Origin of the sequence: Kaistella faecalis, assembly GCF_019195395.1 — a bacterium.
GTDB classification, from domain to species: Bacteria; Bacteroidota; Bacteroidia; order Flavobacteriales; family Weeksellaceae; genus Kaistella; species Kaistella faecalis.
This window is the reverse complement of record NZ_CP078067.1, coordinates 1,537,925-1,551,916: the sequence shown is the minus strand read 5'-3', so window position 1 is coordinate 1,551,916 and position 13,992 is coordinate 1,537,925. Positions and strand designations below refer to the sequence as shown.

The 13,992-nt window shown below is 39.0% G+C and carries 15 protein-coding genes; 8 read left to right on the top strand and 7 right to left on the bottom strand.

The window, feature by feature from the left end:
* The first annotated feature begins 1 nt into the window (after position 1).
* From prfA to scpA, 3 genes are all read left to right on the top strand, one after another.
* Positions 2-1,087, top strand: coding sequence for a peptide chain release factor 1 (gene prfA, locus KTV93_RS07380; protein WP_218248316.1), 1,086 nt, complete (start codon positions 2-4; stop codon positions 1,085-1,087).
* Between the two features lie 50 nt (positions 1,088-1,137).
* Entirely contained in the window at positions 1,138-1,404 is a 267-nt protein-coding gene (locus tag KTV93_RS07375; protein ID WP_218248315.1) for a hypothetical protein, read from the top strand.
* 123 nt (positions 1,405-1,527) lie between these two features.
* Positions 1,528-3,645, top strand: coding sequence for a methylmalonyl-CoA mutase (scpA, locus tag KTV93_RS07370; RefSeq protein ID WP_218248314.1), 2,118 nt, complete (start codon positions 1,528-1,530; stop codon positions 3,643-3,645).
* Positions 3,646-3,729: 84 nt separating this feature from the next.
* Here scpA and KTV93_RS07365 read toward each other — a convergent pair whose 3' ends face one another.
* Entirely contained in the window at positions 3,730-4,077 is a 348-nt protein-coding gene (locus KTV93_RS07365) for a hypothetical protein (protein ID WP_218248313.1), read from the bottom strand.
* A gap of 95 nt (positions 4,078-4,172) precedes the next feature.
* On the opposite strand from KTV93_RS07365, the gene KTV93_RS07360 reads away from it, so the two are divergent.
* The 3 genes from KTV93_RS07360 to KTV93_RS07350 all read left to right on the top strand — a co-directional run bounded on the left by KTV93_RS07360 (position 4,173) and on the right by KTV93_RS07350 (position 6,971).
* Positions 4,173-5,564, top strand: a complete 1,392-nt coding sequence (locus tag KTV93_RS07360) for an RtcB family protein (protein WP_218248312.1) — start codon at positions 4,173-4,175, stop codon at positions 5,562-5,564.
* A 212-nt stretch (positions 5,565-5,776) separates the two neighbouring features.
* Positions 5,777-6,475 (top strand): peptide chain release factor H, encoded by a 699-nt coding sequence (gene prfH / locus KTV93_RS07355; RefSeq protein WP_218248311.1) that lies wholly within the window; start codon positions 5,777-5,779, stop codon positions 6,473-6,475.
* Positions 6,462-6,971, top strand: coding sequence for a tetratricopeptide repeat protein (locus tag KTV93_RS07350; RefSeq protein WP_218248310.1), 510 nt, complete (start codon positions 6,462-6,464; stop codon positions 6,969-6,971). Before prfH ends, KTV93_RS07350 begins: the two co-directional genes overlap by 14 nt.
* Positions 6,972-6,982: 11 nt before the next feature.
* Here the strand turns inward: KTV93_RS07350 and KTV93_RS07345 are convergent, their stop codons facing one another.
* From KTV93_RS07345 to KTV93_RS07325, 5 genes are all read right to left on the bottom strand, one after another.
* On the bottom strand, positions 6,983-7,495 hold the full coding sequence (locus KTV93_RS07345) for a hypothetical protein (RefSeq protein WP_218248309.1): 513 nt from the start codon (positions 7,493-7,495) through the stop codon (positions 6,983-6,985).
* 169 nt (positions 7,496-7,664) lie between these two features.
* Positions 7,665-8,972 (bottom strand): Fe-S cluster assembly protein SufD, encoded by a 1,308-nt coding sequence (sufD, locus tag KTV93_RS07340; protein WP_218248308.1) that lies wholly within the window; start codon positions 8,970-8,972, stop codon positions 7,665-7,667.
* A gap of 86 nt (positions 8,973-9,058) precedes the next feature.
* Entirely contained in the window at positions 9,059-9,802 is a 744-nt protein-coding gene (gene sufC, locus KTV93_RS07335; RefSeq protein ID WP_088359027.1) for a Fe-S cluster assembly ATPase SufC, read from the bottom strand.
* Positions 9,803-9,873: 71 nt separating this feature from the next.
* Positions 9,874-11,322: a Fe-S cluster assembly protein SufB gene (gene sufB, locus KTV93_RS07330; RefSeq protein WP_218248307.1), complete on the bottom strand. Its 1,449-nt coding sequence runs from the start codon at positions 11,320-11,322 to the stop codon at positions 9,874-9,876.
* Between the two features lie 6 nt (positions 11,323-11,328).
* Positions 11,329-11,658, bottom strand: coding sequence for a HesB/IscA family protein (locus tag KTV93_RS07325; RefSeq protein ID WP_218248306.1), 330 nt, complete (start codon positions 11,656-11,658; stop codon positions 11,329-11,331).
* Positions 11,659-11,805: 147 nt separating this feature from the next.
* Between KTV93_RS07325 and KTV93_RS07320 the strand changes: the two genes are divergently transcribed.
* The gene (locus tag KTV93_RS07320; RefSeq protein WP_218248305.1) at positions 11,806-12,642 is read left to right on the top strand and encodes a GLPGLI family protein; all 837 of its coding nucleotides are present in this window, start codon (positions 11,806-11,808) and stop codon (positions 12,640-12,642) included.
* A gap of 37 nt (positions 12,643-12,679) precedes the next feature.
* Here the strand turns inward: KTV93_RS07320 and KTV93_RS07315 are convergent, their stop codons facing one another.
* The gene (locus tag KTV93_RS07315; RefSeq protein ID WP_218248304.1) at positions 12,680-13,438 is read right to left on the bottom strand and encodes a murein L,D-transpeptidase catalytic domain family protein; all 759 of its coding nucleotides are present in this window, start codon (positions 13,436-13,438) and stop codon (positions 12,680-12,682) included.
* Positions 13,439-13,580: 142 nt separating this feature from the next.
* On the opposite strand from KTV93_RS07315, the gene KTV93_RS07310 reads away from it, so the two are divergent.
* A complete protein-coding gene (locus KTV93_RS07310; RefSeq protein WP_218248303.1) occupies positions 13,581-13,958 on the top strand; it encodes a hypothetical protein in 378 nt (125 codons plus the stop codon).
* The last annotated feature ends 34 nt before the right edge of the window (positions 13,959-13,992 follow it).

The window sequence follows — 13,992 nt, the reverse complement described above, 5'->3', positions numbered from 1 at the left end:
AATGTCAAAGTCACTCATCCCAAAACTCGAAGCCATTAAACAGCGTTATAATGAAGTTGCCGACCTCATTATTCAGCCCGATGTAATTTCCGACCAGAAAAAATACTCCTCGCTGAACAAAGAATACAGCGACCTCGGAAAAATCGTTGCCGTTTTCGATCAATATAAACAGACTTTGAATACCATTGAAGAATCCGACGAAATTATCGCCGACGGATCTGATAAGGAATTCGTAGAAATGGCTAAAATTGAAAAAAATGAAGCCATCCAGAGAATTCCCGGTCTCGAAGAAGAACTGAAAGTACTCCTTATCCCGAAGGATCCGGCCGATGATAAAAACGTAATCATCGAATTACGTGCTGGAACCGGTGGTGACGAAGCAGCTATTTTTGTGGAAGATGTCTACAGAGCTTACGCAATGTATTTCAAGACAAAAGGCTGGAAACATGAAATAACCGATTCCAGCGAAGCTTCCAAAGGCTATAAAGAATTAATTTTAAAAGTAGAAGGCGACGGCGTTTACGGAATTATGAAATTCGAATCTGGTGTTCACCGCGTTCAGCGTGTCCCTGAAACCGAGTCTCAGGGAAGAGTTCATACTTCTGCGATTACCGTGGCTGTTCTTCCGGAAGCAGAGGAAGTAGATTTCGAATTAAACCCTGCCGACATCGAAATGCAGACCTCGCGATCCGGGGGAGCTGGTGGGCAAAACGTAAATAAAGTAGAAACAAAAGTTCAGCTAACGCATAAGCCTTCTGGTATGGTTGTTGTATGTCAGCAGGCACGTTCACAGTTGGCTAACCGCGAACTTGCAATGGAGATGTTAAGGACAAAACTTTACGACATTGAAGTGCAGAAAGCAGTTGGAGATGTTGCCGCTCAGCGTAAATCCATGGTTTCAACAGGTGACCGGTCAGCAAAAATTAAAACTTATAATTATCCTCAGGGAAGAGTTACCGATCACAGAGTGAACAAATCAATGTATAATCTCGATGCCTATATGAATGGGGATTTGCAGGAAATGATTGATGCGGTGATTATGGCAGAGAATGCGGAGAAAATGAAAGGCGAGGAAGAAAATTATTAAGACTTTAATACGTTTTATATATATTAGCAAAAATTTAAAAATATTATATTATGAAAAAATCAATCTTTATGGCAGCTGCTTTTGCAGCAGTAACTTTAATTTCTTGTAAAAAAACCGAAACTGTTGCTACAGATGTAAACGCAGATTCTACAGCAACTGCAGTTGTTGTTGATAACGATTCTTTACCAATTATCTCTGATTCTACCGCAGTTGGTGAAGCAATAAACGCTACAGGTGATGCAGTTGAGAAAGGTGCAGCAGAAGTAAAGGATGCAGCTAAAGACGCTACTGACGGTGATGGTGATATTACAAAATAATTTATCCACTCAATAGAATAAGAAAGTCTTCCTTCTGGGAAGGCTTTTTTTATTCCCATACAAATTCTAAATATGATGCCTTGCCTAAATTTTGTAACTTTACTTTTTTAATTTTTAAGAACAATGCGTAAAAAGATTCTTGCCGAAACTCCGGATTTTTCTCTGGATTATGTACAGCACACTTTGTATAATTTCGAAAAAGACGGTTTGGAATTGAAATCTTCCTACACCGAAAAAGACTCAAAACATTTAACTGAAAAGGAGTACTCTGCAGGAATTGCACCTTATTTACGCGGTCCATATTCCACGATGTATGTTCAGAAACCCTGGACTATAAGACAATATGCCGGATTTTCGACTGCAGAAGAATCCAATGCTTTTTACAGAAGAAATTTAGCTGCCGGACAAAAAGGATTATCCGTTGCATTTGATTTGGCAACTCACCGCGGTTACGATTCAGATCATCCAAGAGTAGTTGGAGATGTTGGTAAAGCCGGTGTTGCTATTGATTCTGTGGAAGACATGAAAATTTTATTCAATGAAATTCCTTTGGATGAAATTTCGGTTTCCATGACGATGAACGGCGCAGTTTTGCCTGTTTTAGCATTTTATATTGTTGCTGCAGAAGAGCAGGGCGTTTCACAGGAGAAACTTTCCGGAACTATCCAAAATGATATTCTTAAAGAATTCATGGTGAGAAACACCTACATTTATCCGCCAACTCCTTCCATGAAAATCATCGCTGATATTTTCGAATATACGGCTAAAAATATTCCCAAGTTCAATTCCATTTCCATTTCAGGATATCACATGCAGGAAGCCGGAGCTACGCCGGTTCTCGAAATGGCTTACACCTTGGCAGACGGACTAGAATACGTAAGAACAGGAATTAAAGCCGGCATGAAGGTGGACGATTTTGCGCCGCGACTTTCCTTTTTCTGGGCAATCGGGATGAATCATTTTATGGAAATTGCAAAGATGAGAGCCGCGCGGGTAATCTGGGCTGATCTTTTAACGCAGTTTAATCCTCAGAATCCGAAATCTTTAGCATTAAGAACGCATTCACAAACGTCTGGTTGGAGTTTAACAGAACAGGAACCTTTCAATAATATTACGAGAACCGCAATCGAAGCTTTGTCATCTGCGTTGGGAGGAACCCAGTCTCTGCACACTAATGCTCTGGATGAAGCTATCGCGTTACCAACCGATTATTCAGCAAAAATTGCCAGAAACACCCAAATTATCCTTCAGCAGGAAAGCGGAATCTGCGACGTCGTTGATCCAATGGGCGGAAGTCATTTAGTGGAAAGTTTAACCCAGCAGATGATTGAGGAAGCCATGAAATTCATTGATGAAGTAGAAAAAGAAGGCGGAATGACCAAAGCCATCGAAGCCGGAATTCCGAAAATGAGAATCGAAGAAGCTGCCGCTAAAAAGCAGGCAAAAATAGACAGCGGAGAAGAATTTATCATTGGAGTAAATTCTTTTAAATCCACCCAAAAACAGATGGATCTGGAAATTCTGGATATTGATAATTCTGAAGTCCGCAGAAAACAGATTGAAAGACTTCACCAAATAAAAACGGAAAGAAACGCTGAAAAAGTGAGCGAAATTATCGGTCAGCTGAAAGAATCAGCCAAAACCGGAAATGGGAATCTCCTGGAAATCTGCATCGAAGCAGCAAGGAGAAGAGTAACTTTGGGTGAAATGAGCGACGCGATGGAAGAATCTTTCGGTCGTTATAAAGCCAATATCCGAACAATACAGGGAGTTTACGCCATGAACGCAAGCAAAAATGAATACTTTGATAAAGCCGTTGCTTTAACCCAAAAATTTGAAGACCACGAAGGACGCCGACCAAGAATTATGGTTGCTAAAATGGGTCAGGATGGCCACGACAGGGGAGCAAAAGTTGTGGCAACTGCTTTTGCTGACATGGGATTTGACGTAGATGTTGCACCTTTGTTTCAAACACCGGAAGAAGTGGCAAAACAGGCGGTGGAAAACGACATTCACATTTTAGGCGTTTCTTCCCTGGCTGCCGGCCATAAAACTTTAGTTCCGCAGGTTGTAGATGAATTGAGAAAACTCGGTGCAGACGACATTACGATCGTTGTTGGCGGTGTAATTCCGCAGCAGGATTATGAATTTCTTTATCAAAACGGCGCGGATCATATTTTCGGGCCGGGAACTAATTTACCCAAATCGGCGTGTGAAATTTTAAAGAAAATGTTAAGCTAAAATTTGCCAATTCAAAAAAAATAATATCTTTGCACCTGATAATCAAGTTTAACCAATTAAAAAACAACGAAGCAATGTTCAAATTTAATCTACATACATCAGTAGGATTGCCTTTTGCAAAGGCGAGGCTTCGTGGTTTGGTACACTCATAGAATAACAGTATATTGAAATATCAAAACCCGAAGTCGCAAGATTTTCGGGTTTTTTATTGCGCAATATTTCAAACTCAAAACAGTTTCCCCGAAATCTTTTTTTAGGAGCTATTTCCCGCTTTCCGTTGCAATCTTTTTTGCCATCGCTTTTTTCAAGCCATCGCAAAAAAAAGGATTTCCACTGCAAATCGAGGAACGAGATTCGACGATTCAAAAAATCAAATAAAAAATAAGAGTCAATCGGGGCTAGGGAATTCGGCTCCAAATCAACATTTGTCATAAAAACGTTGTGACAAAAAACAACTCAACTAAAATTTTAGTAGAGAAAATATTCGATGCAAAAATGTCTCACATCTAACATCTTATTTAAAAACAATGGGAAATTTAAAACTTAAAGGAAAAGATATATTAAAATTAGGTTATCCAAATAATCAGAGCGTCAACATCGCTTTAGAAGTAATGAAAAGAAACTTCGCAACCAAAAATATTCATTACGTGAAATCTTTATTAAAAGAAATCCAGCAGAATCCGGAGAACTTCGAGAAAGATTTAACATTCGGACAAATCGCAGAAGCTTTGCTTTCATCAAAGAAAACTGAAAAAAGAATGCTCAACACAAATCGAGCAACTTTCAACATTTTCGGAAACAACATTTCAGATGAAGCAAAAAACCAATTGTACACCGCTTTGAAACTGCCAATTTCAACGCAGGGTGCTTTGATGCCCGATGCACACAGCGGTTACGGACTTCCAATCGGCGGAGTTTTGGCGGTTGAAAATGCAGTGATTCCTTACGGAGTCGGGATGGATATCGGTTGCAGAATGTCGCTCAGTATTTTGGATACGCCGGTTTCATATCTCGACGGAGCAAGAGATAAATACGAAAAAGCTCTTGCCGAACACACCAAATTCGGAATGTACGAAACACACAAATCTCACATCGATCACGAAATTTTCGACAGAGATACGTTTGATTTAATTCCGATTTTGAGAAGATTAAAAGGAAAAACCATTAAACAAATGGGAAGTTCCGGCGGTGGAAATCACTTTGTAGAATTCGGGGAAGTGGAAATTACGGAAGAAGACGAACAAATCAATCTTCCAAAAGGAAAATACCTCGGAATTCTTTCACACAGCGGTTCGCGCGGATTGGGAGCAGAAATCGCTCAATATTATTCGAGAATTGCGACAGAACAATGTCCCTTGCCAAAAGAAGCACAAAACTTCGCTTGGCTGGATTTGAACACGCATCTCGGATTAGAATATTGGACGGCGATGAATCTCGCAGGGGATTACGCATCGGCTTGTCACGAAGATATTCACAGAAGATTGGTAAAAGCAGTCGGAGGAAGAGTGAAAGCCAGAATTGAAAATCACCACAATTTTGCGTGGAAAGAAATCCACAACGGAAAAGAAGTGATTGTACACAGAAAAGGCGCAACTCCAGCCAACGAAAACGAGTTGGGAATGATTCCAGGTTCAATGACTGCAAAAGGTTTTATCGTTCGTGGAAAAGGAAATTCGGATTCACTGAACTCTGCTTCACACGGAGCTGGAAGAGCTTTTTCGAGAGGACAATGTAGAAGTCTTTTCACTCAAAATGACATTAAAAAAGAATTGAAACTCAAAAATGTCACGTTGATGGGCGGAAATGCCGAAGAAGCACCAATGGCGTACAAAGACATCAACGAAGTGATGAACGCGCAAAGCGCTTTGGTAGATATTCTCGGAACTTTTCAACCCCGAATTGTGAGGATGGATAAATAATGGTTGATGTTGGATGCGGGATGTTGGGTGTTTGATGTCAAATACTTGCATTTTAATTCTTTCGAAAAACATTAAATAATTTATAACAAATAATAATAAAAAGAAGAAAATCCATAGCCCCGATTGCAGCGGCATCCTTTTTTTGCAAGGGCTTGAAAAAAGCGAGGGCAAAAAAGATACAGCGGAAAGCGGGATTAAGCTCCTAAAAAACAATGGACAAAATAATACAAATCACCTCAGGAAGAGGGCCTTCAGAATGCCAATGGGTAGTTGCCAAAGTTCTGAAGGTTTTCCTTGAGGAAGCAAAACAAAATAAAATTGATTACGAAATCATTCATCGCGAAAATGGAGATGAAAATCTGACTTTGAAATCTGTGACTTTACTTTTAAAAGGAAAAGACGTGAATGAATTTCTAAAATCCTGGCTCGGAAGCATTCTTTGGATTGGAAAAAGCACTTTCAGGAAACTTCACAAACGGAGCAATTGGTTTATCGGGATTTTTGAACAGAAAGGTTTGGAGAAAATTGAATTTAATGAAAAAGATATTCAGTTTCAGACCGCGAGGAGTCAGGGAAGTGGCGGACAAAACGTGAATAAAGTGGAAACCGCAGTTCGGGCAACTTATTTGAAAACCAGACAAAGCGTTTTCGTACAGGATTCGCGTTCGCAACTGGAGAATAAGAAACTTTCAGTTATCCGGTTAAAAGAAAAAGTAATGGAATTTCATATTCAGCAATTGGAAAAACAAATGCAGGAAACCTGGAATAATCATTTGAATGTTCAGCGTGGAAATCCGGTCAGAACATTTTCGGGAACCGATTTTAAAAAGAATCATCAGGAAAAATCTTTCAAAAAAGAAAGATATCAACTGAAAAATGAATTAAAAAAATACAGAAATGACCTTAACTAAAAGTAAATATTATTTCGAAGCTTTGGATAACTATCCATACAACTTGCCGGATTGCTTGGAAGCGCTGAATTATGCGCTTTCTTACGACCCGGAAGATGCAGATTCGCTGTGCCTGATGGGAAGAATCTACAGCGAAATGCTCCTTGATTATGAGAAGGCTAAACTCTATTTCGCAGAAGCGATGCAGTGCGATGTAACCAATCTCAATACTCCAAAATATTATATTAAATGTCTTTTGGATAACGAAGATTTTCAGGAAGCTGAAAAACTGATTAATTATTCTTTAAAAATAAAAGGAATTGATAAGTACGCCATCATGTATAATAGAGCCTTACTTTCCGAGATGAGGGGAAGTTTCAAGAACGCACTGTACTTTTTGAAAGAAACGGAGAAGTACTGTTTCAATTCCGAAAGTCTGGAATCAGTGAAAGCGCGAAAGAAATTCATAAAATCAAAAATGCCGAAGAAATCTAAAAAAGTGAAGGAGACGAAATAAGTCTCCTTTTTTTATGAGGTGACTGAGGAAATTAACGCTTCAATCTCCAATTTTTGTTCTTTATAACTCTCCTGCAATTCGGAGTTCTCGCCCATTCTTCTGTAATATTCCAAAGCTTTTTCGCCGAAGAATTTTTTGTGAAAATCTGAAACTTCCGGAACATTGGGGAAAACTTTATGAAAAAGCATTTCGTAATACGCCTGGAATTCCCTTTCGTTTTTGTCTTCGATTAAATTTTCCGGAGCTTTCTGACGCACGTGCAGCATTTCGTGAGCCAGCATATTGACCACTAAATTCAGATCGAAATCGAAAAGATTCTTTGGAATCATCACCTTCTGTCTTTCTCCTATTTCCCCTTCTGCAGTGAGAAGCAATTTGTTCGGCTCAAGCTCAGGACGGAAACCAAAGCCAGCAAAATTTTCATGCTCTAAACCAAAACTGCTGATGACAAAATTGGCAGCATCGATAATTTGTCCGTGCTGTTTGTAAGCTTCAAGGTGATCGGTAATATTTTCTAAATTCATTGGATTACTGGTTTTGTTTTGAAAACGGGTCTGCGGCCGTGATCGCAGCGGTTACCCCGCAGGGAGGCGGCGGAACGAAGTGGAGCCGTCGACCGAGGAGTATGAGCGGAGAGCGCGAATTGTCCGCCCTAAAAATAAAAAAAACGTGTCAGAAACACGTTTTTAATTTTTAAAATTCGATATCTACTTCCAGTTTTTCGGCGAGCAGTTTCGAAATTTTTATTTTAAGCGGCTCAATATCAATGTTCTGCATCGCATCATTTGCGAACGCGTATAACAGCAAAGCCTGTGCTTCATTTTTCGAAATTCCGCGTGCACGGAGGTAGAAAAGCGCATCTTCATTCAGCTGACCAACGGTGCAGCCGTGGGAACATTTTACATCATCAGCAAAAATTTCAAGCTGCGGCTTGGTGTCGATCGTGGCACCTTCATTGAGCAGAATATTGTTGTTCTGCTGATAGGCATTGGTTTTCTGGGCGATTTTATCCACGAAAACCTTCCCGTTGAAAACGCCGTGAGATTTGTCTTTATAAATTCCCTTGTAATTCTGGTAACTTTCGCAATTCGGGGTTTTATGATGAACGGCGGTGTGATGATCCACGGTCTGTTCGCCGCCGATAATCGTAATTCCGTTCATGAAAGAGTTGATATTCTCTCCGTTATGAATGAAATCGAGGTTGTTTCTTACGAGTTTTCCGCCAAAAGTGAAAGTGTTAACCGTCGTTAAACTGTCGCGCTCTTGTTTTGCAAAGGTATGATCGATGAGATACGACGTATCGCTGTCGTTCTGTACTTTATGCCAGTCGGCTTTTGCGTTTTGGTAAGTAAAGATTTCGGTCACAGAATTGGTAAAAACAAAAGTGCTGTCGAAATTGTGATGGCTTTCGATGATTTCAATTTTGGAACCTTCTTCCGCGATCAGTAAATTCCGGGTGTTGTAAACCGTATTTTCATCTTGGTTCTGAGAAAGATAGAAAACATGAATCGGTTTTTCAATCACCATATTTTTCGGAACTTTTAAGAAAAATCCCTGTTTGCAATACGCTAAATTAAGGTTGGTAAAAGCCAGATCCCGCGCAGCGATTGTATTGAAATATTTTTCGAAAACCTCTTTATGTTTTGCATCGTTCAACGCAAAATTAAAGGAAAGGAATTCCACATTTTCAATGGAGATTTTTGAAAGTTCTTTGTGCAGCTGTCCGTTAATAAAGACAATCCAGTCGAAATTTTCTTCCCCTAAATGAAGTGCATCAATCTGCTCTTTGGTAATATTGTGAGTTTCTTTCGGGAAAAAGTTATAATTTTTCTCTGAAACCTCCTTCAGGTTGGTGTATTTATATTCCTCGTCTTTCTTAGTGGGGATTCCGAGCTGAAAGAATTTATTTAAAGCCGAGGCCCTCTGATCATCCAGAAAACGGTGTTTCAGGGTTTCTAAAAAAGCTGCGTGGTTATTTTGTATATTTTCTAAAAGTGCCATATTTATTTGTTTGATGATGTTTGATTTGTGCTTGTTTTGTTAAGGCCCCAAAAATCAGAAACCGTAAATTTTCAAACCATTTCAAACTAATTCAATAGCCAGTCGTAGCCTTTTTCTTCAAGTTCCAGCGCAAGATTTTTATCTCCTGTTTTAATGATTTTCCCGTCAGCTAAAACGTGTACAAAATCAGGCTGAATATAATCTAAAAGTCTTTGGTAGTGGGTAATCAGCAAAACTGCATTTCCTTCGTTTCGGAAAGAATTAACGCCGTCTGCAACAATTCTTAATGCATCAATATCCAAACCTGAATCGGTCTCATCCAGAATCGCTAATTTTGGATTCAGCATCATCATCTGGAAGATTTCATTTCTTTTTTTCTCCCCTCCTGAGAATCCTTCATTCAAAGATCTTGAAAGAAAATCCCTCTTAATCCCCAGTTTTTCTGAGTTTTCACGAATCAGTGCCAACATTTCTTTCGCAGGCATATCTTCCAAACCTTTAGCTTTTCTGGTTTCATTAAGAGCAGCCTTGATAAAGTTCGTCACAGAAACTCCCGGAATTTCTACAGGATACTGAAAAGAAAGAAAAATCCCTTTATGTGCGCGGTCTTCCGGCGCATCTTCAATGATATTGTTACCTTCAAAAAGAATTTCACCATCAGTTACTTCGTAATCTTCTTTTCCGGCAATCACGGATGAAAGTGTGGATTTTCCGGCACCGTTCGGTCCCATAATCGCGTGAACTTCGCCCGGGTTGATCTGTAAATTAATTCCTTTTAAAATTTCTACGCCGTCTTCTATTTTAGCGTGTAAGTTATTGATATTTAGCATAATTTAGTTCTGTTTTTGTTTGTTTAAATTCAATAATTGATTTCTGAATCTTTATCTTATTTAAACTGATATTAACCGACTGATCCTTCAAGGGAAATTTCTAATAATTTCTGAGCTTCGATCGCAAATTCCATTGGAAGTTTGTTTAAAACTTCTTTACCGAAACCGTTCACAATCAGTGCAATCGCTTTCTCTGTATTGATTCCGCGCTGGTTACAGTAGAAAATCTGGTCTTCACCGATTTTTGAAGTCGTAGCTTCATGTTCTAACTGTGCGGTTGGATCTTTTATTTCGATATAAGGAAAAGTATGTGCGCCGCATTCATTGCCCATCAAAAGCGAGTCGCACTGAGAAAAGTTTCTTGCACCTTTTGCTGAAGGCATTACCTTCACCAATCCACGATAGGAATTATTTGATTTTCCGGCAGAAATTCCTTTTGAAATAATCGTTGAACGGGTATTTTTCCCGATGTGAATCATTTTCGTTCCGGTATCGGCATACTGATGATTATTGGTCACGGCAATGGAATAGAATTCACCAATGGAATTATCACCTTTCAAAATACAGCTTGGATATTTCCAGGTTACTGCAGAACCAGTTTCCACCTGAGTCCATGAAATTTTTGCATTTTTCTCACAAATTCCGCGTTTTGTTACGAAATTGAAAACTCCGCCTTTTCCTTCAGCATCTCCCGGGAACCAGTTTTGGACTGTAGAATATTTAATTTCTGCATTATCCATTGCGATAAGTTCCACCACCGCGGCGTGAAGCTGGTTTTCATCTCTTGCCGGCGCCGTGCAGCCTTCAAGATAAGAAACATAACTTCCTTCATCAGCAATCACTAAAGTTCTTTCGAATTGCCCGCTTCCGGACTGGTTGATTCGGAAATAAGTAGAAAGTTCCATCGGACATTTCACGCCTTTAGGGATATAACAGAAACTTCCGTCTGAAAATACTGCCGAGTTTAAAGCTGCATAAAAATTATCGCCTCTTGGAACTACTTTTCCTATATATTTTTTTACCAATTCCGGATAATTCTGGATAGCTTCCGAAATAGGGCAGAAAATAATTCCTTTTTCCAGAAGCGTTTCCTGGAATGTTATTTTCACAGAAACGGAATCCATCACGATATCTACAGCAACTCCTGAAAGTCTTTTCTGCTCTTCAATATTGATTCCCAATTTGGCAAAAGTTTTCAGCAATTCCGGATCAACTTCGTCCAGACTTGCCAGTTCCGGCTTTTTCTTCGGAGCTGCGTAATATTTAATCGCCTGAAAATCGGGCTTCTCATATTGTACATTTGCCCAGTTTGGCTCTTCCATTTTCAGCCAGATTCTGAAGGATTCAAGTCTCCATTCGGTCATCCATTCCGGCTCATTTTTCTTTGCCGAAATCATTCTTACGATGTCTTCATTCAGACCGGTAGGAAAATCTTCATACTCGATATCTGTCTCGAAGCCGAATTCGTATTTTTGGTTTTCAAGATCGACCCTTAAGTCGTCTTCTGTATATTTTGACATAATTTTTTATAAACTAAAAGATTCTCCACACCCACACGTTCTGTTTGCATTGGGATTGTTGAATATAAACCCTTTTCCATTCAAACCTCCTGAATATTCAAGTGTGGTTCCAGCAAGATAAAGGATTGATTTCTTATCGATGATGATCTTAATGCCGTTATCTTCAAATATCTGATCAGAATCGAACTTCTCATTATCGAACTTCAACACATATTCAAGTCCGGAACAGCCGCCGCTTTTAACGCCGACTCTAATATAATCTTCAAAAGGCTTAAAACCGTCTTCAGTCATCAGCTGAATGGCTTTCTCTTTTGCATGATCGCTAACTTTTATCATTGTTTTTATTTAGACTGATTTTAGATTGCAAAATTACTAATAATATAATGAATATCAAATTCGTGGCGGTATATTTGTCTATCTGAATGATAGAAGAATGATTTTAACATTCGGACAGAATTTTTATCAAAAACCAAATCAAAATCAATGAAAAAGATTGGACTTATTGTTTTAGGATTAACCTCACAAATCATCTTCGCACAGGCAAACCGATTTATATATCAGGTCACCATGAAGATCGATTCTACAAACCGCAGCGAAATAAAAACAGAAAATGCTTATCTGGATGTTACTCCGGAAAAATCAATTTTCTATGGCGAAAAACGCCTTCAGCGTGATTCTCTGTTCACCCGAATGCGCCAGACAAACGGCGGAAGTTTCGACCGGACTCAGATGCAAAATCTTCGTTCCCATATAGATTTCACTATAGAAAAAGACTTTAAAACCGGAAAAAATACTTATAATTCGCGAATTGCCCGCGATCAGTATTCTTATGACGAAGACCGTACTATGGAATGGAAAATTCTTGCGGAAACTGCCAAAATCGGCGATTACAAAACCCAGAAAGCCCAGACTAATTTTGGCGGCAGAACATGGTTTGCATGGTTTACCACTGATGTTCCTTTTCAGGATGGACCTTATAAATTTTCCGGACTTCCTGGTTTAATTGTAAAAGTTGAAGATTCAAAAGGTGATTATTCCTTCGATTTAAAGGAAACTAAGAAAATCGGTGCGTTGACAAATTTAAGCCAAGGTGGCAATATCGTAAAAGTGAAAAGAAAAGATTACGAAAAACAAGAAGCGCTTTTCCGGAAAGACCCCGCATCTTTTATGCAAACATCAATGAGGGGCGGATCAGCAATCAGCGCGCCGCAAACACGAGGCGGATCGATGAGAACACCGGATCCTGCCCAAAGAAAACAAATGGAAGACAGAATGAAAGAAGAAATGAAGAAAAATAACAACCCGATTGAATTGAAATAAAAAAAATCCCGGATTCATCAAAATCCGGGATTTTCTTTTAGATCGTTTCGCTGTTTTTCAGCCACTCAGATTTTGAAAGATATTGCTGATCAGGATAATAAATAAACAACAGGTTTTTACCCTTTATTGTATTGATGATCGGTTCTGCCAAAGCTCTGGGAACTGCTGGGCAACCCCAGCTTCTGCCAATTCTTTTTTGAGATTTGATGAAATCTTCACTCACGTAATCTGCTCCATGCATCACGATCGCTCTTTGCAGAGCCGCATCATTATAACCCGGATCCATCCCTAAAAGCTTGAGGGAATATCCGTTGCTGCCGTTGTACGTACTTTCGGTAATGTAAAAACCAAGGCTGCTTTGGTAAGAACTTTCGGTGTTCGAAAATTTCTGTGCAAATTCTTCTCCCGTATTTTTTCCGTGCGCAACCAACGAATTGAAAACTACAACTTTCTTCTCCAAATCAATTACCCAAAGGCGCTTTTGTGTTGATGAAAGTGAAAAATCGACGATACTGATTAAATTTGAAGTTTCAGGAAGTTTATCGGCTTTCTTAAGATTGTTGAAACCTAAAAACGCCTTATTAAAAACTTCGGGATTCAATGTATTGCTGTTTTCAAAACTGATAGCATTGTAAATATCTGCTGAGTTATCTTCTCTTAAAGTTGATTTTTTTAGTATCGGTAGGGAGGTTTTTTTATTGGGAGTTTCTGGTATTGTTTCCTTTGTTGAATCGAGCGTATAAAACGATGTTGCAAAAAAGAGGACGGTAACCAGTGATAAAAGGACTTTCTTCATTCTGTATTATGTTAAATAAATTTGACCCGGCAAAAATACAGTTAATTAGTTATCAGATCGTTGCAACTGCTTTTTTTAACTGTTTTTTAAGAAACTTTAACTCGCCTCTAGTTCAGAATTATTTTTGTAATTTTGCTTTCAGATGTTAAGAACGTTAAAAATCTTTTTAATAATTTTTGGTTTGGGAGTTTTTATTCTTCCAACGCAGACCCTTTTTGCACAGGATGCGAAAATGGAATGCTGCGACAAAAAAGCGAAGAAAGATGACTGTTGCAAAACTGAAAAAACAACATCCTGCCATTCGGAGAGTCCTTCGGGAACATCGGAGAAAAATACTTGCAGCAATGACTGCTCGAACTGTCATTCGTGTTCAGTGAATTTTGTTCTGAATCTTTACCTTTCTGATGCATACCAGTCGGCAGATAAAGTTCTTCTCACTCATCAGCTGAAATTCAATTACGAAATTTCTTTTTTTTCCTCAAGTTTTCATAACATCTGGCAACCGCCAAAAATAGCTTAATTTATTGACTCACAGCCTAAAGTATGTGCTTTTG

Excerpts from the sequence above, each read along its gene's own strand:
- KTV93_RS07375 (WP_218248315.1), top strand. The coding sequence starts at position 1,138 with ATGAAAAAATCAATCTTTATGGCAGCTGCTTTTGCAGCAGTAACTTTA.
- prfA (WP_218248316.1), top strand. The coding sequence starts at position 2 with ATGTCAAAGTCACTCATCCCAAAACTCGAAGCCATTAAACAGCGTTAT.
- sufD (WP_218248308.1), bottom strand. The coding sequence starts at position 8,972 with ATGGCACTTTTAGAAAATATACAAAATAACCACGCAGCTTTTTTAGAA.
- KTV93_RS07350 (WP_218248310.1), top strand. The coding sequence starts at position 6,462 with ATGACCTTAACTAAAAGTAAATATTATTTCGAAGCTTTGGATAACTAT.
- KTV93_RS07325 (WP_218248306.1), bottom strand. The coding sequence starts at position 11,658 with ATGATAAAAGTTAGCGATCATGCAAAAGAGAAAGCCATTCAGCTGATG.
- KTV93_RS07365 (WP_218248313.1), bottom strand. The coding sequence starts at position 4,077 with ATGACAAATGTTGATTTGGAGCCGAATTCCCTAGCCCCGATTGACTCT.
- sufB (WP_218248307.1), bottom strand. The coding sequence starts at position 11,322 with ATGTCAAAATATACAGAAGACGACTTAAGGGTCGATCTTGAAAACCAA.
- KTV93_RS07320 (WP_218248305.1), top strand. The coding sequence starts at position 11,806 with ATGAAAAAGATTGGACTTATTGTTTTAGGATTAACCTCACAAATCATC.
- KTV93_RS07315 (WP_218248304.1), bottom strand. The coding sequence starts at position 13,438 with ATGAAGAAAGTCCTTTTATCACTGGTTACCGTCCTCTTTTTTGCAACA.
- prfH (WP_218248311.1), top strand. The coding sequence starts at position 5,777 with ATGGACAAAATAATACAAATCACCTCAGGAAGAGGGCCTTCAGAATGC.
- KTV93_RS07310 (WP_218248303.1), top strand. The coding sequence starts at position 13,581 with ATGTTAAGAACGTTAAAAATCTTTTTAATAATTTTTGGTTTGGGAGTT.
- sufC (WP_088359027.1), bottom strand. The coding sequence starts at position 9,802 with ATGCTAAATATCAATAACTTACACGCTAAAATAGAAGACGGCGTAGAA.
- KTV93_RS07360 (WP_218248312.1), top strand. The coding sequence starts at position 4,173 with ATGGGAAATTTAAAACTTAAAGGAAAAGATATATTAAAATTAGGTTAT.
- scpA (WP_218248314.1), top strand. The coding sequence starts at position 1,528 with ATGCGTAAAAAGATTCTTGCCGAAACTCCGGATTTTTCTCTGGATTAT.
- KTV93_RS07345 (WP_218248309.1), bottom strand. The coding sequence starts at position 7,495 with ATGAATTTAGAAAATATTACCGATCACCTTGAAGCTTACAAACAGCAC.